The sequence below is a fragment of the Klebsiella sp. GFKo11 genome (assembly GCF_056490265.1).
This window is the reverse complement of record NZ_CM151369.1, coordinates 1,310,548-1,335,645: the sequence shown is the minus strand read 5'-3', so window position 1 is coordinate 1,335,645 and position 25,098 is coordinate 1,310,548. Positions and strand designations below refer to the sequence as shown.

At 52.5% G+C, this 25,098-nt stretch carries 23 protein-coding genes; 4 read left to right on the top strand and 19 right to left on the bottom strand.

Translation table 11 applies throughout. The annotated features are described in order from the left end of the window. Window positions 1-158 precede the first annotated feature (158 nt). From AC07P6_RS06395 to AC07P6_RS06385, 3 genes are read left to right on the top strand one after another with little or no spacing between them, the layout of a single operon-like run. Window positions 159-899: a winged helix-turn-helix domain-containing protein gene (locus tag AC07P6_RS06395; protein ID WP_478315891.1), complete on the top strand. Its 741-nt coding sequence runs from the start codon at window positions 159-161 to the stop codon at window positions 897-899. After that, window positions 892-1,365 carry a hypothetical protein gene (locus AC07P6_RS06390; RefSeq protein ID WP_478315890.1) on the top strand — a complete coding sequence of 158 codons (474 nt, stop codon included), beginning with the start codon at window positions 892-894 and terminating at the stop codon, window positions 1,363-1,365. The genes AC07P6_RS06395 and AC07P6_RS06390 overlap by 8 nt, the downstream gene beginning before the upstream one ends. A 46-nt stretch (window positions 1,366-1,411) precedes the next feature. Beyond that, on the top strand, window positions 1,412-2,578 hold the full coding sequence (locus AC07P6_RS06385; protein ID WP_478315889.1) for an HD domain-containing protein: 1,167 nt from the start codon (window positions 1,412-1,414) through the stop codon (window positions 2,576-2,578). A 34-nt stretch (window positions 2,579-2,612) separates the two neighbouring features. Here AC07P6_RS06385 and AC07P6_RS06380 read toward each other — a convergent pair whose 3' ends face one another. The 19 genes from AC07P6_RS06380 to AC07P6_RS06290 form a co-directional block, all read right to left on the bottom strand. Further along, window positions 2,613-3,350: an SDR family NAD(P)-dependent oxidoreductase gene (locus AC07P6_RS06380; RefSeq protein WP_434661865.1), complete on the bottom strand. Its 738-nt coding sequence runs from the start codon at window positions 3,348-3,350 to the stop codon at window positions 2,613-2,615. Between the two features lies 1 nt (window position 3,351). Continuing rightward, window positions 3,352-3,603 carry an acyl carrier protein gene (locus tag AC07P6_RS06375; RefSeq protein ID WP_478315888.1) on the bottom strand — a complete coding sequence of 84 codons (252 nt, stop codon included), beginning with the start codon at window positions 3,601-3,603 and terminating at the stop codon, window positions 3,352-3,354. A 17-nt stretch (window positions 3,604-3,620) separates the two neighbouring features. Continuing rightward, complete coding sequence (locus AC07P6_RS06370) at window positions 3,621-4,427, bottom strand: acyl dehydratase (protein ID WP_478315887.1); 807 nt, start codon at window positions 4,425-4,427, stop codon at window positions 3,621-3,623. Beyond that, the gene (locus AC07P6_RS06365; RefSeq protein WP_478315886.1) at window positions 4,424-5,677 is read right to left on the bottom strand and encodes a beta-ketoacyl-[acyl-carrier-protein] synthase family protein; all 1,254 of its coding nucleotides are present in this window, start codon (window positions 5,675-5,677) and stop codon (window positions 4,424-4,426) included. Before AC07P6_RS06365 ends, AC07P6_RS06370 begins: the two co-directional genes overlap by 4 nt. Further along, window positions 5,664-7,061, bottom strand: a complete 1,398-nt coding sequence (locus tag AC07P6_RS06360) for a TolC family protein (RefSeq protein WP_478315885.1) — start codon at window positions 7,059-7,061, stop codon at window positions 5,664-5,666. Before AC07P6_RS06360 ends, AC07P6_RS06365 begins: the two co-directional genes overlap by 14 nt. Beyond that, the gene (locus tag AC07P6_RS06355; RefSeq protein ID WP_478315884.1) at window positions 7,058-9,001 is read right to left on the bottom strand and encodes an ABC transporter permease; all 1,944 of its coding nucleotides are present in this window, start codon (window positions 8,999-9,001) and stop codon (window positions 7,058-7,060) included. Before AC07P6_RS06355 ends, AC07P6_RS06360 begins: the two co-directional genes overlap by 4 nt. Beyond that, a complete protein-coding gene (locus tag AC07P6_RS06350) occupies window positions 9,001-10,161 on the bottom strand; it encodes an efflux RND transporter periplasmic adaptor subunit (RefSeq protein ID WP_478315883.1) in 1,161 nt (386 codons plus the stop codon). The genes AC07P6_RS06355 and AC07P6_RS06350 overlap by 1 nt, the downstream gene beginning before the upstream one ends. Beyond that, a complete protein-coding gene (locus AC07P6_RS06345) occupies window positions 10,158-12,269 on the bottom strand; it encodes a peptidase domain-containing ABC transporter (RefSeq protein WP_478315882.1) in 2,112 nt (703 codons plus the stop codon). The genes AC07P6_RS06350 and AC07P6_RS06345 overlap by 4 nt, the downstream gene beginning before the upstream one ends. 9 nt (window positions 12,270-12,278) lie before the next feature. Further along, entirely contained in the window at window positions 12,279-13,229 is a 951-nt protein-coding gene (locus AC07P6_RS06340) for an ABC transporter (RefSeq protein ID WP_478315881.1), read from the bottom strand. Window positions 13,230-13,231: 2 nt separating this feature from the next. Continuing rightward, the gene (locus tag AC07P6_RS06335) at window positions 13,232-13,900 is read right to left on the bottom strand and encodes a DsbA family protein (RefSeq protein ID WP_434661851.1); all 669 of its coding nucleotides are present in this window, start codon (window positions 13,898-13,900) and stop codon (window positions 13,232-13,234) included. A gap of 71 nt (window positions 13,901-13,971) precedes the next feature. After that, complete coding sequence (locus tag AC07P6_RS06330) at window positions 13,972-14,181, bottom strand: DUF4762 family protein (RefSeq protein WP_110275820.1); 210 nt, start codon at window positions 14,179-14,181, stop codon at window positions 13,972-13,974. Between the two features lie 103 nt (window positions 14,182-14,284). Further along, the gene (locus AC07P6_RS06325) at window positions 14,285-14,956 is read right to left on the bottom strand and encodes a DNA-binding response regulator (RefSeq protein WP_478315880.1); all 672 of its coding nucleotides are present in this window, start codon (window positions 14,954-14,956) and stop codon (window positions 14,285-14,287) included. Between the two features lie 22 nt (window positions 14,957-14,978). After that, window positions 14,979-15,527 (bottom strand): fimbrial protein, encoded by a 549-nt coding sequence (locus AC07P6_RS06320; protein ID WP_478315879.1) that lies wholly within the window; start codon window positions 15,525-15,527, stop codon window positions 14,979-14,981. 9 nt (window positions 15,528-15,536) lie between these two features. Next, window positions 15,537-16,589 (bottom strand): fimbrial protein, encoded by a 1,053-nt coding sequence (locus AC07P6_RS06315; protein WP_434661846.1) that lies wholly within the window; start codon window positions 16,587-16,589, stop codon window positions 15,537-15,539. Further along, a complete protein-coding gene (locus tag AC07P6_RS06310) occupies window positions 16,589-17,218 on the bottom strand; it encodes a fimbrial protein (protein WP_112213839.1) in 630 nt (209 codons plus the stop codon). The genes AC07P6_RS06315 and AC07P6_RS06310 overlap by 1 nt, the downstream gene beginning before the upstream one ends. Before the next feature lie 17 nt (window positions 17,219-17,235). After that, the gene (locus AC07P6_RS06305) at window positions 17,236-17,979 is read right to left on the bottom strand and encodes a fimbrial biogenesis chaperone (RefSeq protein WP_112213840.1); all 744 of its coding nucleotides are present in this window, start codon (window positions 17,977-17,979) and stop codon (window positions 17,236-17,238) included. Between the two features lie 25 nt (window positions 17,980-18,004). Then, the gene (locus AC07P6_RS06300) at window positions 18,005-20,479 is read right to left on the bottom strand and encodes a fimbria/pilus outer membrane usher protein (RefSeq protein WP_478315878.1); all 2,475 of its coding nucleotides are present in this window, start codon (window positions 20,477-20,479) and stop codon (window positions 18,005-18,007) included. Window positions 20,480-20,554: 75 nt separating this feature from the next. Continuing rightward, a complete protein-coding gene (locus AC07P6_RS06295) occupies window positions 20,555-21,109 on the bottom strand; it encodes a fimbrial protein (protein WP_478315877.1) in 555 nt (184 codons plus the stop codon). Between the two features lie 79 nt (window positions 21,110-21,188). Further along, window positions 21,189-21,728 (bottom strand): fimbrial protein, encoded by a 540-nt coding sequence (locus AC07P6_RS06290; protein ID WP_181485128.1) that lies wholly within the window; start codon window positions 21,726-21,728, stop codon window positions 21,189-21,191. Window positions 21,729-22,451: 723 nt separating this feature from the next. Between AC07P6_RS06290 and mutS the strand changes: the two genes are divergently transcribed. Next, complete coding sequence (mutS, locus tag AC07P6_RS06285; protein WP_182234494.1) at window positions 22,452-25,013, top strand: DNA mismatch repair protein MutS; 2,562 nt, start codon at window positions 22,452-22,454, stop codon at window positions 25,011-25,013. Window positions 25,014-25,098 lie beyond the last annotated feature (85 nt).

Sequence of the window (25,098 nt, the reverse complement as noted above, 5' to 3'; positions counted from 1 at the left end):
TGTCATTCAATGAACTAGCAGTATGGATTGACCACACTAAAACGGCAACATTAGCTTTAAATTTCAATTTAAACAGTACATTTATCTGAAATTCACTTTTTTTTATGATAAAACTCCTGATATAAAGAGTGAATTTTTAATTCCGTGTGGAGATAAAAATGCGGTTCGATATAGAGGGATTTATTACTTTTGACACTGAGGAGGCCTCTCTGGTCAACTTGTTGACTGGCGATTGTATTGAACTATCAGCCACATCCACTCGCCTTCTTAGCTGTCTGCTGCAATATCGGGGAGATATTATCTCGCGTGTTGATATTTTTCAGACGGTATTTGAAAAATATGGTGCCAGACCTTCTAATAGTAATCTGAATCAATATATATCCACACTGCGTCATAGCTTGTCTGACCTTGGCATTGAGAAAAATGTGATTATTACGGTGCCGCGAATCGGCTTTAAGATTTCTAATGAAATTATTATTACCACCGATAGTGATTATCACACATCTTTCTCTCTCCCGACTCTTTCCCCTGAAACCCCTAAGCCTATGACGATTGGGCAACATCGCAAAGCGATCATTTTATTTATCCTGATTGCTGCCGGCCTCATGCTCCTCTCTTACTTTTTTGTCCATAAAAAACAATCACCTGGCATTCTCCTCACTCAAGATAAATGTACCATTTACGGCACAGGCAGCATACCTGCAACAGAAATACTCAGGAATCAAAAACTGCTCCCCTCCGGGCTCGATTGTTCTACGCCAAAGAAAATATACTTTTTCAATCGGCAGATGAGCGAAGAACAGGACTTAGGCATTTATATGGATATATTCATACTGGAATGCGATCTTAAGTACCAAAAATGCCATAGTTACTACTATAAGGAAATAAAAAATGCGTAAATATGTCTTAATATTTTCGATCTGTATACCAGCACTGATAGCATCATTAATTTTTTATATTCGCCTCAACAGTCATCCGCCTTTTTCCTGTGAGTCACAATACGATCTGACGGAGAACACCAATGAGAGTATTCTACGCTCACAAGGCTTGCTATCTGTAGAATATTCAAACGGTCGGTTTTCAATCAGCGTTGAAGGATTACTCACCAGTGATGGGGATAAATATATCATCTCACGCAGCATCACCTACACATTAAAAAAACATTCTGCCAGCAGCTCTCTTTTTTATATTGCTGATGCCAGGATAATTCGTCACAGCGCCGATAATACACCGGAAAACATTGCACAACAGACTCTCTTTGGCGGCCAAACTAATGATAGAATCATCTATATAAATCGAGTCAATGATGATACTATTTTATTCGGCAACCAAACGTTCCCGCAATATGGCTGCGAGCGCAAATAATAATCGACCGAGATTTGTCTCATAAATTGCATATTATAACGATATCATGAAGATACATTTACTTCCTACATTAGCCAGCATCGCAAATACCATTGATATGATTAATCCTAAGCTGAATCTGCATCATGTCAGAACTGCTTTTATCGTATCGCACCTGGCTAATTTAGTTCATTTCTCTTCGGCTCAGCGTCGTAAAACCGTTCTTGCGGCCCTCATCCATGATATCGGCGGATTGAATGAAAAATCGCGTCTTGAACCGCTTAGTTACATTGATGATGAACATAACAACCACGCACTTATTGGCAGCGAATTACTCAGCAGAATTCCTCTATTTCGCCCATTGAACAGGATTGTTCGCTATCACCACACCCATTGGCGAAAAGGCCTGGGGCATTACATCGAAGGGGAGCTGGTCCCCGAAGAAAGCCATCTGCTATTCTTTGCCGATCGACTGGATGTCCTTTATTGCCAGCACCGCACCAGTCATGTGCCCTTCTTAGGCAAGAAACTCCTCGAAATCGTGACTGCCGGGGCAAATATTCTCTATAAAGAAGAGTACATTCAGGCCTTCAGAACCCTCTCCAGCAATGAACACTTTTGGTCGGTGATGGCCTCCTCTGACTATCGGGATTACATTCAAGAAATCCCAAGAATTCATAACGATACTATTTCTTTACACAACCTACGTGATATTGCCGAATTGCTCTCGTTTATTATCGATCAGTTCAGCCAGCAGACACCATGGCACTCCTCTGCTGTCGGACATATTGCCGGTTATCTGGCGACAAAAATGGACATGAGCGCGATGCAAAGCCTAAAAGTTGAGATTGGTGGGTTATTGCATAATATTGCGTGTCTTGATCATAGCCCGCCGCATGAGGGTTCGGCTTCACCAGATAAAGCGCTGCATTCACGCGATCCAATTGAAGAAATTGATGATATTGCTGAGTGGGGTATCCTGCAAGATAGCCCCAATCCGTATGCGGCACTTATCGCAGTTAGTCGTCAGGTGGTCCATGCGCTAACCAACTCACGGGCAGAAGAGAAATCGCTGGCTCGCTTAATTAAACATAACCAGGGGGATGAAATACATCAGTTGGTTGTATCTCTGGTCGCACAAAACTCTTCGCAGATTATTCAAATTTATCGCGTGACCGCAACAGAGATAAAAGAGCTAGTGACGCGTATCGAACAACTCACGCCCCGCACTTAAGATCAGGCCAGCCGACGGTCCGGCCCGATCATATTCAGGCACTCAGTCCGCCGTCCAGCACCAGGGTCTGCCCGGTGATATATTGACTCCCCTCACCGATTAAAAACGCCACCGCCTGAAGAACATCATCCGTTTCACCCAATCTGCGCAGCGGTATCGACTGGCGCATCTCTTTTAATTTTTGTGCCGGGATCTCTTCAAGCATTTCAGTACGAATCAAGCCCGGCGCCAGGCAGTTCACCCGGATACCAAAACGCCCGACCTCCAGCGCCAGTGAACGCGCCATACCGCCCATCGCCGCTTTGCTGGCAGCATAGGCCGTCTGACCGACGTTGCCCTTGAGCGCACTGACTGAAGACATCATCACGATAGAACCACATCGTTGCATCAGCATCGCCGGCAGCAGAACCCGGTTCCAGTTCATCATTGCGATAACGTTGGTCTCCAGCACCTCGCGCCAGATTGCCGCATTCTGATGAATATGCAGGCCATCACGGGCCATCCCGGCATTGTGGATAATCGCCTCCGGTGCCCCCCACTCAGCCAGCAGCGACTGCGCAAGCTGTTCAACCCGCGCTTCGTCGTTGCCATCGCAGGCGTAACCTCGCACCCAATGGGATGAATCGTCTCCGCTCGCCTGCGCCTGGATGTCGTTGATCGCCGCTTCGTTGCGACCGGTAAACACCACATTCCAGCTTTGCGCCAGGCCCATCACCAGCGCCCGACCGATGCCGCGACTACCGCCGGTAACCAGTATCCATTTCTGCGCCATATCAGTTACCTGACTCTTTGCTGATGTGCTGGCACAGCTCGCCGAGAGTGATCCCCGGATTGTGAATAAACCAGTCCGCCTCCAGCGTGATGTTGAATTCACGTTTTGCCAGTACCATCAGCTCGACGTAGTCGAGGCTATCTAATTTCAGCTGCACAAGGGGCGTATTCTCATCGACCTCATCGGGCTCCAGGTCTTTGGCATCACAGATCATTTCACAGACTTTTTGCAGAACATCATCATACTGAATCATAAAATTATCCTTAATTATCAATTATTAATTGGGCCAACTTTCAGCGTAATCACATTGGTCATAATCTGGTCATTGAGCTGTGCCGCTGCCGCGATACGCACCAGCGCACCCTGTTCAACCTGTCCGACCACCAGCGAAGGTAGCAGCCAGAGCGACAGGGATTCAGGCCAGATCGGTGCTCCTTTATCCGCAAATCGGGCATCGAAAATCACCTCCTGATGAGTTTGCAATACCGGATAGCGGGTAAAAATTTGCTGTAACGAGGTTTCCCCCTGGTCGAGCAGGGCCGCAATGTTCTCCTGATTCAGCAGCGCTTTATCGCTAATCAGCTGACGAAAGAGCAGTGCATCAAGAAATTGCCACTGCGCCAGGTCGGGCCAGGCGCTGTTGAAGTAGGATTGCAAAGCAAGCAGCGTCTTAGAATCAAGTTCGCTGGGCTGTTTCCCCACTAGCGATTCAGCTTCAGTCGCCAGGCTCATCTGGCATGACAGGCAGACTTCATCACTCTGTGGATGCATGACCGACGCGGCGGATAACACGCGGCTTTTTGCCGGTCCCGGCGTTAACAGCCAGTCGGCTTCGCACCACAGCGGCCTGCGCAGGCGTACCTGACATTTCAGATAACCTTCAGCGCGGGATGACGGATACACCAGCCGCGACTGAACATCACGTTTAACATCCAGCAGCGCGCGCATCCCGTGGACGCTCAACTGGCTCCCCCCCATCGCACGCGCAGCCGAAAGATCGAAGTGAATGGGGTTGTCATCGCCAGAAAATGCTGCCCACTGATGAGCATCGGCAAGGGTATAGCGCAGCCGCGTCACGCGTGTTTCTCCAGCACCAGCGCGGCGTTCGCGCCGCCAAAACCAAAGCTCAGATTCAACGCCCGGCGAATCTCTCCCTGACGATGCCCTTCGACGATATAGTCGAGATCGCACAGCGGGTCGGGTTGGGTTAAATGCGCCGTGGCGGGCATAATCCCGGCCGCCATCGCCTGCAGGCAGACAATGGTCTCGAAGCTTCCCGCCGCCGCGATCAGATGCCCGGAGTAGGCTTTGGTGCTGGAAACCGGGATTCGATACGCCTCGTCACCCAGCGCCTTTTTCAGCGACTGCGTTTCGTTAATATCATTAAGCGGCGTGGAGGTGCCGTGGGCATTGATATAGTCGAGATCGGCGGGCTGAAGACCTGCGCTGCGCAGCGCCCAGCGGATAGTCTGCTCGCGGGCCACGCAATCCTCCGCCGGGGAGGTAAAGTCCACCGCGTCGGAGAAATTGGCATAACCGGTGACTTCCGCGAGGATCGTCGCCCCACGTGCGATGGCATGCTCGCGCTCTTCCAGGCACAGCACCGCGCCCCCTTCCGAAAGCACAAACCCGCTGCGCTGCTGGCTGAACGGGCAGCTGGCCCGCTCCGGCGATTCCGTTTCCCGGCTCAGCGCCCCGAGCACATCGATATTCCAGATAGCGCAGACGCTATTTAACGCCTCCCCGGCGCCGGCAAGCATCATACTGGCGCGGCCAAAGCGAATCGCATCATAGGCCTCGCCGATAGCAATAGTGCCAGTAGCGCAGGCGGCAACAGGGGTATTTTGATATCCACGTAAATTCCACAGCTGGCTACAGGCTGCGGTAGTCACGTTCGGCATCGAAAAGAAGCAGCTAAAAGGTGAAGAGACGCCTTTTTTCTCAAACTCCGGCACCGCCAGGTAACTCTCATCCAGCCCCGCCCAGCCGGTGCCAATAATCGCACCGCACATCAGCGGATCGTAGAACGCGGCAGGCGATTCACCGGCAAAGGCCATCGCCATGGCTTCACGCGCGGCGGCCAGCGCCAGGCGCGCATGGCGCGGCAGACGCCGACGGATAGCGGCAGGAACGCCCTTAAGGCTGGGTTCATTCTCCACCTGGCCAATAAAATGGGTGTGGATACCGTTAGCCGAGAGATCGACATAGCGGTAGCCGTGTCGATAATCCATGATCGCCTGCCAGCTTTCGGCGGCGCTGTCGCCAAGGGGAGTCACCGCGCCATAGCCGGTAATTACCACGCGATAAGGGGGTTTACTGTGACTCATTTTGGGATGTCCTCTGTTGCGGGTTACTGCCACCCTGCGCCAGCCAGAGCTGCAAAGTGGCATAAAGATAGTCGTACTGGTTTTGCGCAAGACTGTTCTGCACATCAAGCAGCGCATCCTGGGCGTTCAGCAGGGTCTGATAATCCACCGCGCCTGCACGATAGCGGCTTCCGGTGAGCGTCAGGCGCTGCTGGCCCAGTTGCAGAGATTGCAGCAAGCGATCGCGCTGCTCGTCGGCGTTTAGCCGCTTCTCCATGGCGTTGTCCACTTCCGACAGCGCGGTATAGGCCGTGCGGCGGAAGTTCACCGCCTCCTGCTGCACCTTTACGCTGGCCTGTTCCACGGTGAGCTGCACCGTATTCCACTGGATAAAGGGCGCACTCACGCTGCCGCCGACGGTCCGGAGCGGATCGTTAAACCATTGATGAAAAATCTGGCTTCCGGCGCTAAGCGTTCCCTGCAACGAAAGCGTGGGATAGAAGCTCAGCCGCGCGGCATCTGAGCCCGCCAGCGCCGCACGCAGGCGTGATTCCGCGGCCTGAAGATCCGGACGGCTGGCGAGCGCGGCCAGCGGCGTAGCGTTGGCAATGGCGACGTGCTGGCGAACATCCAGTGCATGGGCCTCATCGGTATGCTGCGACGGTGGGCGGTTGAGCAGCAGCGCCAGCGCGTTGCGCGAAATCGCTCGCTGCTGCTTCAGGGCGAGCAGCTGATTCTGGCGGCTGATAACCGTCTGCCGGGCCTGTAAAACATCAAGTAGTCCAACTTTCCCCGCCCGCTGCCATGACTCAATCTGCGCTAGCGTCTGCCTGGCAATATCAAAACTCACCTCTTGATAAGCCATTTGCTGATTTAGTAGGGCGATGTTCCAGTAGAGCTGCGCGGTGGTATCAATCGTCGACAGGATCGTCGCGTGATAATCCTGCTCGCTGGCAACCGCTTCCCACTCACTTTGTTCGCGAATACGCGCCAGCTTGCCCCAGAGATCCAGTTCATAGCTCAGCGACAACGAGGTGCTGTAGCTCTCCTGCGAACGCCCGCTGTTTAACGGCTTCGAATTGCTGCCGGAGCCGTTGAGCGTCGCGTCGGGACTGATATTGGTCTGGGTTAGCCCGGCAGAAATGCGTGCCTGCTTGAGAGTTAATGCCGCAGCAGCCAGATCGTTATTGCTTTCCAGCACCTGACCTATCACGCGCGACAAACGCTCGTCGCCGAAGCGATCCCACCAGCGGCCGCTTCCCACCTGCGAAGGGGCGATATTCTGCTCTTCTGTTCGCTGCCAGTTTTCCGGCACCGACAACAGCGGCCGCTGATAATCGCTGCGGGTCAGGTTACCGCAGCCCGTGAGCAGCAGGATCAGCGGTAAAAAAGTACCTAATTTCATTCGCGGGCCAACGCCTCCGTCGGGTTGAGTCGCGCCGCTCGCCGCGCCGGGAAATAGCCGAACGTCAGGCCAATCAGAGCGGAAAAGCCGCAGGCCATCGCCACCGGGAGCCACGTAAAGACCATCGAGAACTCCTGCGTCAGCAGAGCAAACAGGTTCCCGGCGGCCCAGGAGCCAATGACCCCCGTCAGCCCGCCGAGCGCGCAGATCATCACCGCCTCAATCAAAAACTGATGCATGATGTCGGAGGGACGCGCGCCGACCGAGAGTCGGATACCGATCTCATGGGTTCGCTCGGTAACGGAAACCAGCATGATATTCATCACCCCAACGCCGCCGACCAGTAGTGAAATAGCGGCAATCGCGGTGATCAGCAGCGACATTGAATCGGAGGTTTTTTGCAGCGCTTTGGCGAGCTGTTCATCGGTCTGGACAAAGAAATCTTTTTTGCCGTGCTCGCGAATAAGATGCCTTTCCGCACGCTGCGCGGCCTCTCTCGGCGACAGCGTCTCCTGAAAGCGCAGCGTTAGCGCCTCCAGCGGCTTATCGCCGGAAATCCGCTGTAATAGCGAGGTATAGGGGATCCACGCCGACATAAACCCGCTGACCACTTTCGGCCCCGGCTTGCTGGCAACGCCGATCACCCGCCACGGCGCACCGGCGATTTGCACGATTTTATCCAGCGGATCTTCATTACCGGGAAACAACGTCTCTTTACTGGTTTCATCCAGCACCAGTACCGGCTCCCGGTCGTTGACGTCGCGCAGGGTAAAGCCGTTGCCCTGAATAAAGCGAATCCCCTGCAACGAGAAATAGTCGGCGGAAACGCCGGAGAGGATCATCGAGGAATCCAGGCCCTGGCGCACTGCGGTGGTCATACTGGAGACAATCGGCGACACCCCCAGCACCCAGGGCTGCTTGCTAAGGCTGGTGATATCCTCCAGCGACAGCGCGCGCTCCATATCCGGGCGCTTGCTACCCCAACCGGTACCGGGGCGAATTTCGAGCGTGGTATTACCCAGTTTACCAATCTCGTTCATGATGGTCTGCCGGGCGCCTTCGCCTACCGCCATCGAAGAAACCACCGATGAGATACCGATGATAATCCCCAGCATCGACAGAAAGGCGCGCATCCGATGGCCCAGCAGCGCACGCCATGCCATTCGTACCGACTCGCCTACGCTGCGCGACAGCGAAGCCCGACCGTTATCCTGTACCGTCGGCAGCCGCTGAATATCACGTTTGTCCTGAGCACAATTCGTGCGATCGGCAACAATCTGCCCATCGCTGATCTCGACGATCCGCTGCGCTTGCTGCGCCACCTCGCGGTCATGGGTCACGATAATCACCGTGTGGCCATCAGCGTTCAACTGGTGCAGAACATCCATCAGCGCCCTGCCGCTGGCGCTATCCAGCGCCCCGGTGGGTTCATCAGCAAGAATAATCTGCGCGCCGTTGATCAGCGCCCGGCATACGCTGACCCGCTGCTGCTGCCCGCCGGAGAGTTGCGCGGGTTTATGCTCTAAGCGCGTATCAATGCCCAGCTTTCCCGCCAGCAGCGCGATTCGCGCCTGACGTTCAATTGCAGGCATCGCGGTATATAAGTCGGGGATGGCGATATTCTCTTCCGCCGTTAAATAAGGCATCAGGTGATAGCGCTGAAAAATAAACCCAAGCCAGCGGCTACGCAGTTCGGCAAGCGCCGCGCTATCAGCCTGATGGGTAGCAATGCCGTTGATATAAACCTCGCCGCTGCTGGGTTTGTCCAGGCAGCCGATAATGTTCATCAGCGTCGATTTACCCGAGCCGGAAGCACCCATTATCGCCACCATTTCGCCGGGCATAATGGTCAGGGACACCGATTTCAGCACCGGAATCGTCTGCGTTCCGGCGATAAAAGAGCGAGTGACGTTATTAAGCTGGATTAACGGCTTCGCCATCAGATTGACCCCGCGTCCTGCGGGATCACCACCCGCTCGCCGGGCTGCAAGCCTTCAAGGACCTGTGCGTACTGGCGGTCGTTAATGCCGATACGAACGGTGCGCTCCTCGCTGCCGTTCGCCTTCTGCACCACCACCCGATAGCGTTCATTGCCCAGCGAGCGCCCCAGCGCAGCAACTGGAACCCGCAGCGCGTCTTTGGCCTGCGCAATGCGGATAAACACCTGCGCGGTCATCGAGGTTTTCAGCAGTTGCTGGCGATTATCCACCTCAAAGGTGCCGTTGTAGTAAATGGCTGTGCTTTGCTGATTGCTGGCGGAAGCCCCTGAGTTTTGCTCTTCCAGAGCCTCCTGCGGCGCGGGCTGGACATAGCCAAGCTCCCCCTCATAACGCGTCTGCGGGTCGGCAATCACGTAAAACCACAGCGGCTGTCCGGGATGGATTTTCTGGATATCGGCTTCGGAAATGCGCGTTTGCACCTGCATTTTATCGAGGTCGGCAAGCACCAGAATAGTCGGCGCAATTTGTGAAGAGACGATGGTTTGCCCTTCACGGGTGACAATGCCCAGCACTTCGCCGTCCATAGGGGCGAGAATGCGCGTATAGCCGAGGTTGGCGTTGGCGGTCTGCACGCTCATTTCCGCTTGCACAATCTGCGCCTCATTGACCGCAATCTGCTGAACCTGCGCGGCATATTGCGCCTGCGCCTGTTCAAGGTCGCTGTTCACACCAGAGCCATCGCGATTCATGGCCTGCTCGCGGGTCAGCGCTTTGCGGTACTGCACCAGCGTCGCTTCAGAGGCTAACTTCTGCGCTCTGGCGCTGGCCAGCTGCGCGGTGGCGTTACGTAAGTCTGAAAGCTGTAAAGTCGGGTCGATTTCGGCCAGCAGTTGCCCTTTTTGCACCCGCTCCCCTTGACGAACAAACAGCTTGCGCAACTGCCCGCTGACCTGAGCGCCAACGCTCACCTGGACGGCTGGTTTGATGATGCCGCTCGCCAGCACCACTTTTTCAATATCTCCACGCTCCAGGGCGACGGTATAGAGCGATTCGGCCTGTGTCGGCAGCGCGCGCTGATAAAAAACGGCGACGATGATGGCCACGATCGCGATCAGCGCAAACAACCACGTTTTGCGTTGGCGTAATAATCCTCGCATCATGAGTCCGGCGCTCCCTGCCCGATATCGCGCAGCTCGCCTTCGTTCAGGCGATATACTCGCGCAAAGTGGTTCACAATCAGCTCACTGTGGGTCACGACAATCAGCGTCTTGCCCTGTTCACGACAGTGCTGACACAGCGCGGCGATCACCGTCTCTGCGGTTTCATCATCAAGATTGGCGGTTGGCTCATCGAACAGTAAAATCGGCCGGGTACTGTAGAGCGCCCTCGCCAGCATCAGCCGCTGGCGCTGGCCTAAAGAGAGCGCGGAGTGGCTTTCGCGAATTAGCGCTTCCATTCCCCCAGGCAGCGCCTGTACCACCGACCCCAGCGCCATTTTATCGATCAGCGCTTCCACTCGCCCACGGTCGCTGTCGCTGTACCACGGGTCAAACAGGGTGATGTTTTGCAGCACCGAGGCGTTAAACAGGATGTCTTCCTGACTTTGCAACCACACCTGCGAGGTCAGTTGTTGAGCACTCGCTTCAGCATTGTTCAGCAAAATTCGCCCATCCTGCGCGGAAAAAAGTCCGGTCATCAGCCGCAGCAAGGTGCTCTTTCCGGCTCCGGAATCGCCGACAATGGCTATCTGATCGCCAGGCTCAAGTACGAGATCCACCGCGTTTAATACTGGCCTTTGCGGGTTGTAATGAAAACTCACCCGCTCGAACGCCAGTCGCGGAACCGCTGTTCCGCTGAGCGGGGAAATCAGGGGAGAAGCAAGCTCATGCTTCGTAAACAATCCCTGCGCGCGGGTATCAATGACATGCAGTTGCGATTTACGGATAACGGCATAGAACATCCGCGTGACGTAGGAGGTAAAAATTTGCCGCAAAAAGCTGTAGGCAAAGAAGTCGCCCAGGGAGATCTGTTTTGCATGTACCAGCGGCAGCACTACCAGCATAAAAACCACCATTTCGAGGCTGCCGGTCAGTTGATACAGCCCTTCTTTCACCTGCTGATACACTTTCTGCCGTTGCAGGCAGGTAAAAAGGTCATGCGACAGGCGGGCAAACTGCGCTTTGCGCTGGGTTTCCAGCCCGGCGGTTTTAATGGTTAATACCCCCTGAAGGGTCTCCATAAAAAAGTCATTTAGCACCGCGCTCTTGAGCTGAAGCTGCTGCGTATACCAGCGGTCGCGAAATATCGCCCAGACGCTAATTAACCCCATCACCACAATGCCCACGGCGGAAATCAGCGCCAGCACCGGGGAGATCCAGAACATGATGCCGATGGCGATAACGCAAATAATCCAGTCCGAGCGCAGGCCGTTATCCAGCTCAATTTTTTGCAGCATGCCGCTCTGCCAGGCAATAAAGCGGCTGAAAACATCCCCCGGCGCGCGTTTTTCAAAAAAGCGCAGGGGATTATTCAGTAATCGCGAAAAACCAATATCGCTATTAAGCAACACAAAGCGGCGGATGAAACGCTCGCTAATCACCCGGACGCCCAGCGCTAACAGCGTGGAGACCACAAAGGCGAGGATGAACCACAGATATGGAAAATCCGTATTCTGCGCATCTGAGAACGCCTGATTAATCGCGCGGCTGACCATCGTCGGCATTAAAAACAGCGTTAACGCCACCAGGAATGTTAATAGCATCAGCTTGTAAATGCCCGGAACCGCCGCCGTCTCCTTCAGGCTCATAGCCCGCGGCATCTCCTGCTGCGCTTCGGCGATAACAGGGTTGGGGATGACTCCTGATGAGGGGGATTCTTCAAGGATCAGCGCATAGCCGCTGATCTCTTTTTTTAACGCTGAGAACGGCAACCACTGCTGACCAATTGCCGGGTTCATCACGCAGACGTAGTCCCCCTTGCGCCACGCCAGCAGGACATAGTGACTGGCACCGTAGTGCAAAATGGAGGGGAACGGCAGCCCATGTAGCTCGTCGTGATCGAAGAGCACTGGAGCAGTGGCAATGCCAACCTGTTGCAGGATGACGGATAAATCGCTCAACGATGTCCCATGATCGGACGCCGGGAAAATCTCCCGCAATGCCGGAAGAGAGCACTGAATATTCTGGGTTTGCGCCAGCATCGCAATACAGGAGAGGCCGCACTCATTGGTCTCTTCCTGAAAAACCATATCAGGGATAATATTTTTCATATTGATGCATCAGTGATTAATAAAATAGAGCGAATGGCTGTGCCACAAAAGCCAATCCTGCGGATAATCACGCAGGGTGTTTTCAATAATCGTCGGCAACGTTGCCGCGATCTCTTTTGGCGACAGCGGGGAATAGATTTTTATTTTTATCCCTTGCTGATAATAGAGGTGATAAAAAACCACCTGCGCCGACACGATGCGCGAAAACCGCTGTACGCCGTTGTGTAGTTTTGCCGGACGGCCAAATAGCCGACAGCTTATTTTCCCGGACTGCGCTTCATGGGTCTGAACGGTGTAATCGGCTGGAATATCGGGGAAAATAATCATATTTTCCCGCCCTTCAGAGACGTTAGTCATTAGCGCCATCAGCTCGCTGGCCAGCGACGTATTATCCTGGTGGATGGAGCAGTAAGAGAGCGCGACGCCGCCCATTGCGCGACTGGCGACGGTGTAGCTTTCCGCGCTGGATGAGACCACCACGCTGGCTTTGCCCGGCGTCACGCCGGCCCCGACCATCGCGGCTAAAATATCGGAAACGCAGTGCAGCGGCGCGAGGACCACCGGCGTCTTTTGCGCCACCAGTGGCGCAACCACCGCATCAAGCTCTTGCGTGCACGCCAGCATCTGGCGCAACGTTGCCGGGTGCTGACCCCAGGTCGCGCCCATCTCCAGCAGCTGGCGGCGCATGGCGATCCACGCGGCGTCAACTCGTCCATCGCCACCAGTCAGGCAGCGATAGTTCTGCGTCGCCACGGCGGTACGCCCGCAATATTGTCTGCCCAACAACCGCAGCGTGCACAGCGCGCGAACGGTTAGCAACAGCAGTGACATAGGGGTATAACGCATCACTGCCCGCACCGTCTTTTGCCCGTAGCCGGTAAAAGGACGGTGTCGCCAGGCAAGCTGCGCGGACCATTTTCTTACGCTGAAGACGCCCCAGACGATCAGAAAGCGCGTCACGCTTACTCCTTGTCCTGAGCTAACAGCTGGCGCATATAGTCGGCAAATTCAGGAAATTGACGATCCTTCGCCACGACGTATTTTTTATTAACAATAAACAACGGCGTCGCGTTAATGTCATAGAGCTCGGTGATTTTCGCCATATATTCCAGCCGTTCGGCAACGGCTTTGCTTTGGCGTACCTGATGATATTTCGCCACATCAATATCGTTCTTTTTCAGCCAGGCATTCAGCGCTTCATCATCAGCTAAATTAATACCGCGAACCATTACCGCGTTAAATGCCGAGTCGCGCGTCTGACGCTCAAGGCCCATCACTTCAAGCGTCGCAAAAACCGGTGCATAAACCGCCAGACCATTTCTTTCAGCGGTGATATGGATAACTTCGAAGGTGCTATCTACCGGTAAGGTGGCGGCAAATTTTTCGATATCTTCCTCATTCGACGCGCAGTAGTGGCAGCCATAGGACAGCACTTCAATAATACTGCTCTCATGTTTTATTGGGCTACTGGCAACAATTGCCTCATCAATTTTCCGTAGCGCCGAAGGCTTACTGCTATCTAATGAAAAAGTATTAAATACAAAGATGTGATAACACAGAACAGTTATCAGCGACGAAATTAACGCCACCAGAAACGTGTAGCCAACAGCGGTAATAGGTTTTATTTTCATTTCGATACCAGGCTCGCGAAAAAGGCGTAAAAATATATGGAGGGTTTCCCCTCCATATACCACTGCAGAAATTACTGGCGAATGCGGTTCGGTACTACGCACATACCATCAGCAGCATCTTTCATGCTAACGGTTGAGTTGCCATGCTTATCTGTGCAGGTGGTTACTTCTTTACAAGAAGAAACACCGCCAACAACCACAGTTTCGTAAGAGCTGGTGCAAGTTTCCTTACAGGTCCCGCCAATAATACCCGCTGCTTCAATCATGCTTAATTTTTGCATTTGTTAGTTCCTTAACTATTTATATTGAAATGTATTTTCTTACACTTACCTACTGGCTTAGATACCTGCCAGTAATTTTGTCGATGTCATACGTTGCACGCTGCTATATGCAAGGGGTGGCGACGATACACTTGAAAATATTAAAAAGCTCAACGTTATTTTTGGCATTTAATTTTTTCATCAGCCCTCGTTTACTGCGGCTTAAGCGACGAACATCAATTTGTTGCTCAGAGGAAATTTGCGAAAGCGACTTTCCTTTGAATATTTCTTCCATTAACCACCAGTCATCACTGGAGATGCTGTTATTAAAATCTCTTGCCAACCATTTTTGCCGTGTGTAGTTAATCAACGAACGGCTAAAGAATATTTTTTTTGCTACTAATGCCTGAGAATCTTCGATAAAGCTAGAAAAGTTGCTCAGTGATTCATTCTTTAATAACCAACTGGCTTCCGGGAGAAGCGAATGCAGTGCAAAAAAAAGAGCGAGATTATTGCTATCTAACAAAATAACCAGTTGCTGATTTTCCCGGCAATAATGTTCTTTAATGGTATACAACGCATTAAAGCGTTCATCCGGTAAGCTGTCGACATCACAGAGGATCCAATGCAGCTCATTTCTCTTTTTTGGTGAACGCAGCGTGCTAATCAGCTGCGAAAAATGTTTGATCTTTGAGAAAGAGCAGTCCGGCTCGCGGGCAGTAAGATCGGCAACTGCGGAACGCACACCTTCAGAGAAAAAAATATTTTTATCGTAGAGAAAGAAATGGCGGCTCATTTTTAATCATCCTTGATCGGTTCTACTGGTAGTTTAGGGTGTAATTTGCCGTGGCCTGAAAGGCACCGGTTTGCAAGGTTTCGTTACTCAAGGCATCCGGTTCCCCTTCCACAAAAGCTTTAAAATTTAACTGCATGGTGACATCGGAAATGGCAACCGCGGTCGTCGGCGTATTCAGTGAAATAGCCGTACCGTTACTCTCTTCAAAGCCAATACCAATCCCGCTGGCGGAATTGGGCGCTACCGGCGTAATCGCCAGGCGATCGCTCATATTGGCATTTTCCGTCCCGCTAAAGGTCACAGTGACGGAATTAAAGACATCGGTACTGCAATCCTTTAGCTCAATAACAAACGCTTTGGGCTGCGATTTCCCTTCGGCATACAGCGAGCGGGTTGAAATCTGGCCAAAATCCACGGCGATGTTTTTTGACGAAGGGACGATACTGCAGTCCTGGGCAACAACGGTTCCTTTGAAGTTTAAATCGCCGCCGATCAGCTCCCCGATGGCATACGCCGGGGTGACTACCGGTAGCGAACATATGAGTATCATTGATGCGATTAATTGACGCATGCTGTCCCCTTACTGAAACTCAGCGACCACGGTGGCCGATGCCTGGAAATCCCCTTCAAGTACGTTGGTCCCGGCATTGGCAATCGGTGCGGCGGTCAGATTCCAGGTTCCCTGGTTATTATTAAAACCCGGGACGTCATAAAACTTATTCGCGGCCACTAAATTGCCGCCGGAATCCTTCAAGATAATGCCAAGGTTGGAGCGGTCGACGGCCCCGGTGGTACCTAAATAATCGCTATTGAAACTGGCGGTATTAGCCTGCTGAATTCCCAGGCGTATATTCAAGTTACCGGTCGCAAAACTTCCCCCTTCACACTTCACCTGAATCGGCACAGACTGGCTGTAGTTGTTGCCGTTAAGCAGTGATCCAGAGCTGGGGATAGTGTTAAAATCAACAGTGATCGGCGAGCCGGAGTTGACGATACATTTGTCCGGAACGGTAATAACTCCAGAGTTAATAGAGACAATAGACATTGGCGTGGTCCCCATCCCGGCGCTGTAATTGCCCAGGCGACCGTAAAGTTTAGCTATTTCGGTACCCAACAGGTTTACGCCGTTAACAATCGGCTTGGTGATCATGAACGTCACCCTCCCCTGAGCGCCGGACTCAAAGTTATTAAACTGAGTGGTTGGTGGTACGCATTTGTTCTGAAAAGCCTCGTTTGACTCATTATTAAAAGGGACCGGAAGATAGGCCATGCGCTGACCGCGAATGTAAATTTCAATTTTCACATCCATATAGTCATTGAGTTTTAAATACCCTGCCGAACTACCCTGCTGAAGTAACGAGGCAGTAGCAGAATAATAGATGGCCTGATTTTCCATGGTGATAGTACAGCTGGCTACACCAGAGTATTGGCCGCCTAATGCAAAAGTATAAGGAATGGTCGCCCCGATACTGTTGTTGGTAATATCCTGGTTGGCGACGTCAATATTATACATTTTAGGTCCGCCAACCGGCGTAATTTCCCCTTCAACTGCCGCTGCGGTTTCCCAGGACAGCAGGCCACCGCATAGCAAAATAGCGACGCGGGTTTTACGCCAGATAACCATAGCAGCCATTACAGATACTCCATTTTTAAACGCAGCAGTCCGCTAAAATTACCGGCGGTCACGTTTCGGCCGGTAGACTCCAGTACCGCAATAAACGTCAGGCTGCTGTCGCCGGTTTTCACAATAAACGGCGGCTGGGTTTGATTGATATCCAGCGCGCGCTCTTTGATATCCAGCAGACGAATACCGGCTCCGGAGGTGCTGCCAGTCAGGCGTAACAGTTGACGATTATTCTCGTCCGACTCGCCGATAAACGTCATCTGCACCGCCTGCTCGCCAGTGGTATAGAGGTGCTTGCTATTTCCCGTAGTCCTTGATGCAATGCTGTCTCGCGCCTGTGACGCCCCTTTCAGGCAATCTCGCAGTTCAACGCGAACCAGTACCGGTTGGCTACGATCGCCCGCCTGATGAAAACGGCGGGCGCTAATTTCACCCAGTTCGATGATTTGCAGACGGCTCTGCGGGGCAAGGACGCACGGCGAGGCGTAAACGGAGCCCTGAAATATCACGTTACCGCCATCTTCCCCCTGATGATCCTGGTTATAGTGCTGCGGCTGTAGCGGAATATCAGCGTCGGCCAGCGCTGGCATGCTGAGACCGAATACAAACAGTGCGAATAGCGATAAACGCGTTTTCATCATCAGGTTCCTCTCAATTACCCTTGCTGCGACGGCGGCAGAGCTTTACAGGTATTTCCCGCACAGCGATATTTCAGTTCCGGATGGCCGCCATAGTCATTCACGTACATCATGGAAAAATCACTAATTCCGCCATCTGTTACGCTGAACTCCAGACTGGATTTCGGTGCAATCATAATTCCCGGAAATTTCGTTATTTTTTCACCCTTCGTCCGCGACAGGCTAATAATGGTGATGTAATAAGGCGTCGGGTTTTGCGCGCTCATTTTATTGCCGCTTTTTTGAAAGACGACCTGATCCTGCCAAATCTCGCTTTTGCTTTTTGGGATAATGGCGGTTGGGCGGAAAAATAATTTAATCCGCGACTGCATCGCTAATTGCAGGACATTCGCTTTATCCGGCTTAGGCGGAATTTCACGCACGCTTAAATAAAACAGGCTTTCACGATCCTGCGGCAGCTGATTGATGCCATCAGTCTTGGTCACGCGCGCGACGCCTTTTTGCCCGCCGTTAATTCGCTGCAAAGGCGGCAGCACCACCAGCGGAGAGGTGATTTTATTGCCTTTGCTGTCCTCGACCCAGGACTGCGCCAGAAACGGAATATCCGGGCTGGTGTTGGTCAAATTCGCGCTTGCCGAGCTATCTTTACCGGTGATAATCAAGCGAGTGCGATCCAGTGAAACGCCCGCCTGAGCGGTACTGCTTACCGCTGTCAGCATCAGGGCGCCCATCCAGCAGAGTTTGTTACTTGTCATGCTCATTTTTGGCCTTTTATTACTGTCACTGTCATTTACACGGCAATAGCGCGGCTGTCGAACGACGCTCTATAGATGGCGGAATGGTTATCTGACACTGCTTTTTCCCGCTCCACATCACGCTTAGCGCCTCTTGTGGGTTCACCCCCGCCAGCCATCCCTGTCCGCCTTCCATAATCATCGACACGCTAACGCCATCGCCGTTAATAACCTCGGCGCCAAACGGAGGATAGGTACCGTCAGCCAGGCGAATAATGCCCATCATCTTCTCGCCCTTCGCCATGCCGAAGGTCTGATAGCCGATAGCGCCTTCGGTGAGCGTGGCGGTGCTGATGGCTTTTGCCGGTTCAATCGATTCCGACATCGCATCGACATCAACCCGGGTATCAAAGCTGTTGTAGCTCACGATGTCCGGAATCACGGCGATGCCGAAATTGTTAGTTCTTGATTTCCCGTCATTTAGCGGGACGTCGCCGATGCCGTTGGTATTCACCATCACGCGAGCGGTGTTGAGCGTCGCGCCGCTGTTGTGGATCGCCGCGCCATGTCGGGTGGCGGTAAAGCCGCCGCGCAGAGTGCTGCTCAGAGAGATATAGTGATCCTGCTGATAGCTGGCGTTGCTGTTGATTTCGGCATACTGCGAGCGGCGCTGATAATAGCCGTCGACGTTGGCATAACCGCTCTGGCTCGCCCCTGCACGCAGTCGCCACAGGTTGTTGTAGTCGCTGCTATCGGTATATGAGAGCATCGGGCTGGTTTTGCCGTTATTGGTCTGCACGTCCAGACCACTCCATTTGCTATCGCCAACCGGAACAGAAAGCGAAATAGCGATCGAGTCGTCTTTACGTCCTTCATAATCAGAACGATATGCTGAAATATTGGTGGTGATCCCGCGAATATTACCGACGTTAAACGAGCGCCCTAAAGAGATGCCGTAGCGATCCTGACTGCTGCGATTCCAGTAATTCTGGTGGGTATAGGTCAGGAATACGGTGGTCGCCTTGCCCGGCTCATCGGCCCAGAACGTTTTATTCCCGGTAATGGTATAAACTTCTTTTTCGCGCCCAAGGCTGTCATATCCCTCATAACGCTCGTTGAGATATTGCGAGAAAGAGCGGAAATCTTCCTGAGAAAAGCGATATCCGGCGAAGGTAATTGAACTGTTATATTCGTCGAAGGTTTTCGCATAGCTCAGCTTAAATGAGGTGCCTTTAAGTCGTTTCTTATTCGACTGCTGACTATAAGATTCTGTGGCATCCAGCGAGAGCGCGCCAAGAACGCTTAAATCACGACCAATACCAGCGGAAACCGCAGTATATTCAGCCCCCGCGCTTTGCAGCCCACCATATAGCGACCAGGCGTTGCTTATCCCCCAGGAGAAGTCGCCAGAAGCGAATCCCGGTCCCTGAATTTTATGGCTGTAGCGGGATGGCGCACCGATCGCCACGTTGTAGCGCACATAGCCCGGACGCGTGAGATAAGGAATATTGGCGGTGTTGACCTGGAAAGTGGAGATTGAACCATCCTGCTCTTCCACCTGTACATCCAGCGTACCGCGCACAGAACTACGTAAGTCCTGGATATTAAATGGCCCGGCAGGGACCGTGGTTTCATAAATAATGCGCCCGCTCTGCTTCACCGTCACTTTGGCGTTAGTCTTGGCCAGACCGCGAATTTCTGGCGCATAACCTTGCAAGTTCGGCGGCAATTGGCGCTCATCGCTGGCGAGATTAAGCCCGGTAAAACGTACGGTGTCGAAGACCTGAGAATCGAGGTAGATCTCCCCTGCCGTCAATTTTGCCGCCAGCATTGGCAGCGGACGATAGGCGTAGACCTGATTCATGTCGAAATCGAACTGGTGCGTCGAGCTGTAATAGCTGGTCTGGTATTCACCACGCAAACGCCAGCCACCGAGGTTGACCCCAGTCTGACCATAGCCGCTTAAGGTGCTGTAATCTTCGTGCATATCAAGCTGGCGGGTATATTGCCCGGTCAGGCTGTAGTCGAGTAGAAACCCACCAATTCCCTGGTCCCAACGCTCTGGTGGCACCCAGTTTGGATCATTGTATTTCATCCATGCCTGCGGGACGGTGATGTCCAGCACCCCGGCATAGTTACTCAGCGTGGCGCCGGGAAGACTCAGCAGGTCATAGCAATCCGCAAACGGCTGTGCAACCTTCTGTTGCGCTTCCTCTTTCAACGCTAATCTTGAGAGAATTTCGCCGTTAATACAGGCCTGGGTATGTTTCTCGTCTTTGGAGGCCAGATAACGAACTTTTTGCTGCCCCACTGCCTGGCCATTAATTTTAATGTCTAAGAGATATTCGCCTGGCGGAACATAGTTATCGGTAGCAAAACGGGTTAAATCAATATTGCCGCGGTCGGCGGCATCCAGTACGTCGGTATTGAATTCTACATCCGAGGAAGCGCAAGCTATAGAGGTGCAGCAGAAGAAAAGTATCTGAGAGAGGATTACGTTTATTTTTATTTTTTGTTCTGCTGACATGACTATTCATCCCGAATCATTCAGTAAAATATCGTGCGCGACAAACAAGCTAAAACAAGAATAACTGGCTTGTTTCTAGTTATAATCCATAAAGAAACGAGTGACGGCGTAGAAATCCCCTGCCTTAATATGTTGCTGAACCGGAACCAGTGAAGCGGTGAATTTCAGCGTATTATTCTCATCACTCAAAAGATATCCCGAAGAGGGTTCCCCAAAGGTTAAAACCTCTCCATAGCGATCGCGAATCTGTATACCAAACCCTTTCCCTTCGCCATCAGGTATTAATACCGTAGAATCTTGCGAAGAGGCGTTTCCTGTAAAGGTAATCGTGGCAAAAGCGCCTGGACTTGGCTGATTATCACTGCCGAAAGACTCGCAGCCGATTAAGCGCACCAGAAAAGGCCGGGTAAGCTTTCCCTCTTGATCCATATTAATATCGCGAGCGGATATATTACCAAAATCCACCCATAGCTCTCGCGAGTCAGGATCAATATCACATGCGGCGGCAACCAGCTCGCCAGAAAGCTCTAACTTTCCTGGGGTAAAATTAGTACTCAAAGCATGTCCGGAAAAGAGCAATACAGATACGAATAACCCTACCAGTCTCTTTTTCTCTGTATCCTTTACCATACTCAGAATTCCATATTATCTGGTATATAGCCAAATATCGCGGGGAGAAATCTCCCCGCGAACGATAACTCAAAATCGATTATTGATAATCGATAGTGAAATTGATCGTTGACTGGAATGCACCAGCGGTCACGGTAGTTGTAGAACCGGTTGCTGCTGCTTCTGCTTTCAGGAAGGCCACGAAAGGAATGGTGTTAGTTCCATCAACCAGAGTTACCGGAGTAGTCTGCGCGCCCCAGGTAACAGTCTGGCTAGCACTGTCTTTCAGGCCGATACCCGCACCAGATGCGGAACCAGAAGTGAATGCTGCCAGAGTAGGATCGTTCGGGTTAACCGAAGTCGGAGTGTAGGAAACAACGGCACTGCTGGCAATGGTGGTATCGCAGTACTGCAGTTCGATGTTTTTGGTTTCAGTTGCCTGACCACCGCCTTGCAGCAGGGAAACAGGAACCTGACCAAAATCAACGGTTACCGGGCTGGACGACGGGGCTAAACCGCAAGCGGTGTTGACCAGCTCACCCTGAAGTTCAATCTGACCGTTAGTTGTATCAGCCAGAGCAGACATAGAACCGAGAGCAGCAGTTAATGCCACAGCCATAGCAACTTTATTCAGTTTCATAGAAAATTCCTGCGTTATAAATTTTTATCCTAAAAAGTAAAGAGCGATAAAGTCGTGGTATTATATTTGCCCAACGACCTGCTGCCCTCCGCATTACCGAAAAATCCGTTTTAATAATTAAACCGCCACAATAAGATTTAATTACAGCCAGATCCCCTGGTCGACAAAAATATTATCAAATCATTTTCCATGTAAAAAGTAATACATTGAACAGGTAATTAAAAAAACATTTAACCTCGCGAACATTGTTAGCCCAGGAAATTAACTCGCAGAGCATTGAGATACATCCTAAAAACAAATTACGAAAGGTTATTAATAGATTAAAAACTATAAAAAGCCATCGTTGAATAATTGTAAATTATATTACATTTAATTAACATTAAAATAAATCCAATCCATGTCATGATAGAAAATCGCAAAACATATTGAAGAAACAATATGTTTCATGGCGTTTCTGAGACAGATAGCAGACATCGAACAAAGCTCGCCGCTACGCTGCCATAAGCACGCTATTCCTCATCTTTAACTTCACCATGCCACCCACTCTGGCCCCACCTCTTCCTTCTTGTTTTCCTGACATTCAGACTCCGTTATCATGCTGCCTATGTGCAGATGAAAAGAAATGCAGAGTTTCACAGGAACCAATGAGGCGGAGTGCGACGTAATGAGAACAATAAACTCCGCTAACTCATTAAAACTTAAGAAAATGGACATCATAAACTGATGAGTACACTAGAGAATCTTGACGCCCATACCCCTATGATGCAGCAGTATCTCAAGCTGAAAGCCCAGCACCCGGAGATCCTGCTGTTTTACCGGATGGGGGACTTTTACGAGCTGTTCTATGATGATGCTAAACGCGCATCACAACTGCTTGATATCTCGCTGACCAAACGCGGAGCGTCGGCGGGCGAGCCGATCCCGATGGCCGGGATCCCGCACCACGCGGTGGAAAACTATCTCGCCAAGCTGGTTAATCAGGGTGAATCGGTCGCCATTTGCGAACAGATTGGCGACCCGGCCACCACCAAAGGGCCGGTCGAGCGTAAAGTGGTGCGCATTGTTACGCCCGGCACCATCAGCGATGAAGCGCTATTGCAGGAGCGTCAGGATAACCTGCTGGCCGCCATCTGGCAGGACAGCAAAGGCTTTGGCTATGCCACGCTGGATATCAGCTCCGGGCGTTTTCGCCTGAGCGAACCGGCTGACCGGGAAACCATGGCGGCAGAACTTCAGCGCACCAATCCCGCCGAACTGCTGTACGCTGAAGACTTCGCCGAATCCTCACTGATCGAAGGCCGCCGCGGACTACGCCGCCGCCCGCTGTGGGAGTTTGAAATCGACACTGCGCGCCAGCAGCTCAATATGCAATTCGGCACCCGCGATCTCATCGGCTTTGGTGTAGAAAATGCGCCACGCGGACTGTGTGCTGCTGGCTGTTTGCTGCAATATGTCAAAGATACCCAACGTACCTCGCTGCCGCATATCCGCTCCATCACCATGGAGCGCCAGCAGGACAGCATCATTATGGATGCCGCCACTCGCCGTAATCTGGAGATCACCCAGAACCTGGCTGGCGGCATTGATAACACGCTAGCCGCGGTGCTCGACTGCACCGTCACCCCAATGGGCAGCCGTATGCTTAAGCGCTGGCTGCATATGCCAGCGCGTGATACCGATGTGCTGGTAGAACGCCAACAGACCATCGGCGCGCTGCAGGAACGTTACACTGAACTGCAGCCGATACTGCGCCAGGTTGGCGATCTCGAACGTATTCTGGCGCGTCTGGCCCTGCGCACCGCCCGTCCGCGCGACTTAGCACGTATGCGCCACGCGTTCCAACAACTGCCGGAACTGCGCGCTATGCTGGCCGATGTTGACTGCGCACCGGTGCAACAGCTACGTGAGAAGATGGGCGAGTTTACCGAACTGCGCGAACTGCTGGAGCGGGCGATTATCGATGCGCCGCCGGTGCTGGTTCGCGACGGCGGCGTTATCGCTCCCGGCTACCATGAAGAACTCGACGAGTGGCGGGCGCTGGCTGATGGCGCGACGGACTACCTCGACAAGCTGGAGATCCGCGAACGCGAGCGCCTGGGGCTGGATACGCTGAAAGTAGGCTACAACGCCATTCACGGCTATTACATCCAGATTAGTCGCGGTCAGAGCCAGCATGCGCCGATTCACTACGTCCGTCGTCAAACCCTCAAGAACGCCGAGCGCTATATTATTCCTGAGCTGAAGGAGTATGAAGACAAGGTACTGACGTCGAAAGGGAAAGCCCTGGCACTGGAAAAACAGCTGTACGATCAATTATTCGATATGCTGCTGCCGCATCTTGGCGACCTGCAACAGAGCGCCAGCGCGCTGGCGGAGCTTGATGTGCTGGTTAACCTTGCCGAGCGCGCGGAAACCCTCAACTACTGTCGCCCAACCTTTAGCGATAAACCGGGTATTCGTATCAGTGAAGGCCGCCACCCGGTGGTTGAACAAGTGCTGAAAGAGCCGTTTATCGCTAACCCGCTAAACCTGACGCCACAGCGCCGAATGTTAATTATCACCGGTCCGAACATGGGCGGTAAAAGTACCTATATGCGCCAGACTGCGCTGATTGCGCTGCTGGCCTATATTGGCAGCTACGTCCCGGCACAAAAGGTCGAAATTGGCCCTATCGACCGTATCTTCACCCGCGTTGGCGCGGCGGATGACCTTGCCAGCGGTCGCTCGACCTTTATGGTAGAAATGACCGAAACCGCCAATATTTTGCATAACGCCACCGAGCACAGCCTGGTGCTGATGGATGAAATTGGCCGCGGTACTTCAACCTACGATGGCCTGTCGCTGGCGTGGGCCTGTGCGGAAAATCTGGCGAATAAAATTAAAGCGTTGACCCTATTCGCTACCCACTACTTCGAGCTGACCCAACTGCCGGAAAAAATGGAAGGCGTCGCCAACGTCCACCTTGATGCACTGGAGCACGGCGATACCATCGCCTTTATGCACAGCGTACAGGATGGTGCGGCCAGCAAGAGCTACGGTCTGGCCGTCGCAGCGCTGGCTGGAGTGCCGAAAGAGGTGATTAAGCGCGCGCGACAGAAACTGCGCGAGCTGGAAAGCATTGCCCCGAGCACCGCCGCCACTCAAGTAGATGGTACGCAGATGTCGCTGCTTTCCGCTCCGGAAGAAACGTCGCCTGCGGTTGAGGCGCTGGAAAATCTCGACCCGGACTCACTGACCCCACGTCAGGCGCTGGAGTGGATTTATCGGCTGAAAAATCTGGTGTAGTTGATGTAGTCGTCTATACGGGTAGCTTCGGTTGCCCGTATAATGACAACCTCCATAAACAAAAACGATTAACGCCATATATATT

What these genes read in the sequence shown, in the direction of transcription:
- AC07P6_RS06395 (WP_478315891.1), top strand. Translation starts at nt 159, where the DNA reads ATGCGGTTCGATATAGAGGGATTTATTACTTTTGACACTGAGGAGGCC.
- AC07P6_RS06390 (WP_478315890.1), top strand. Translation starts at nt 892, where the DNA reads ATGCGTAAATATGTCTTAATATTTTCGATCTGTATACCAGCACTGATA.
- AC07P6_RS06385 (WP_478315889.1), top strand. Translation starts at nt 1,412, where the DNA reads ATGAAGATACATTTACTTCCTACATTAGCCAGCATCGCAAATACCATT.
- AC07P6_RS06380 (WP_434661865.1), bottom strand. Translation starts at nt 3,350, where the DNA reads ATGGCGCAGAAATGGATACTGGTTACCGGCGGTAGTCGCGGCATCGGT.
- AC07P6_RS06375 (WP_478315888.1), bottom strand. Translation starts at nt 3,603, where the DNA reads ATGATTCAGTATGATGATGTTCTGCAAAAAGTCTGTGAAATGATCTGT.
- AC07P6_RS06365 (WP_478315886.1), bottom strand. Translation starts at nt 5,677, where the DNA reads ATGAGTCACAGTAAACCCCCTTATCGCGTGGTAATTACCGGCTATGGC.
- AC07P6_RS06360 (WP_478315885.1), bottom strand. Translation starts at nt 7,061, where the DNA reads ATGAAATTAGGTACTTTTTTACCGCTGATCCTGCTGCTCACGGGCTGC.
- AC07P6_RS06355 (WP_478315884.1), bottom strand. Translation starts at nt 9,001, where the DNA reads ATGGCGAAGCCGTTAATCCAGCTTAATAACGTCACTCGCTCTTTTATC.
- AC07P6_RS06350 (WP_478315883.1), bottom strand. Translation starts at nt 10,161, where the DNA reads ATGATGCGAGGATTATTACGCCAACGCAAAACGTGGTTGTTTGCGCTG.
- AC07P6_RS06345 (WP_478315882.1), bottom strand. Translation starts at nt 12,269, where the DNA reads ATGAAAAATATTATCCCTGATATGGTTTTTCAGGAAGAGACCAATGAG.
- AC07P6_RS06335 (WP_434661851.1), bottom strand. Translation starts at nt 13,900, where the DNA reads ATGAAAATAAAACCTATTACCGCTGTTGGCTACACGTTTCTGGTGGCG.
- AC07P6_RS06330 (WP_110275820.1), bottom strand. Translation starts at nt 14,181, where the DNA reads ATGCAAAAATTAAGCATGATTGAAGCAGCGGGTATTATTGGCGGGACC.
- AC07P6_RS06325 (WP_478315880.1), bottom strand. Translation starts at nt 14,956, where the DNA reads ATGAGCCGCCATTTCTTTCTCTACGATAAAAATATTTTTTTCTCTGAA.
- AC07P6_RS06320 (WP_478315879.1), bottom strand. Translation starts at nt 15,527, where the DNA reads ATGCGTCAATTAATCGCATCAATGATACTCATATGTTCGCTACCGGTA.
- AC07P6_RS06315 (WP_434661846.1), bottom strand. Translation starts at nt 16,589, where the DNA reads ATGGCTGCTATGGTTATCTGGCGTAAAACCCGCGTCGCTATTTTGCTA.
- AC07P6_RS06310 (WP_112213839.1), bottom strand. Translation starts at nt 17,218, where the DNA reads ATGAAAACGCGTTTATCGCTATTCGCACTGTTTGTATTCGGTCTCAGC.
- AC07P6_RS06305 (WP_112213840.1), bottom strand. Translation starts at nt 17,979, where the DNA reads ATGAGCATGACAAGTAACAAACTCTGCTGGATGGGCGCCCTGATGCTG.
- AC07P6_RS06300 (WP_478315878.1), bottom strand. Translation starts at nt 20,479, where the DNA reads ATGTCAGCAGAACAAAAAATAAAAATAAACGTAATCCTCTCTCAGATA.
- AC07P6_RS06295 (WP_478315877.1), bottom strand. Translation starts at nt 21,109, where the DNA reads ATGGTAAAGGATACAGAGAAAAAGAGACTGGTAGGGTTATTCGTATCT.
- AC07P6_RS06290 (WP_181485128.1), bottom strand. Translation starts at nt 21,728, where the DNA reads ATGAAACTGAATAAAGTTGCTATGGCTGTGGCATTAACTGCTGCTCTC.
- mutS (WP_182234494.1), top strand. Translation starts at nt 22,452, where the DNA reads ATGAGTACACTAGAGAATCTTGACGCCCATACCCCTATGATGCAGCAG.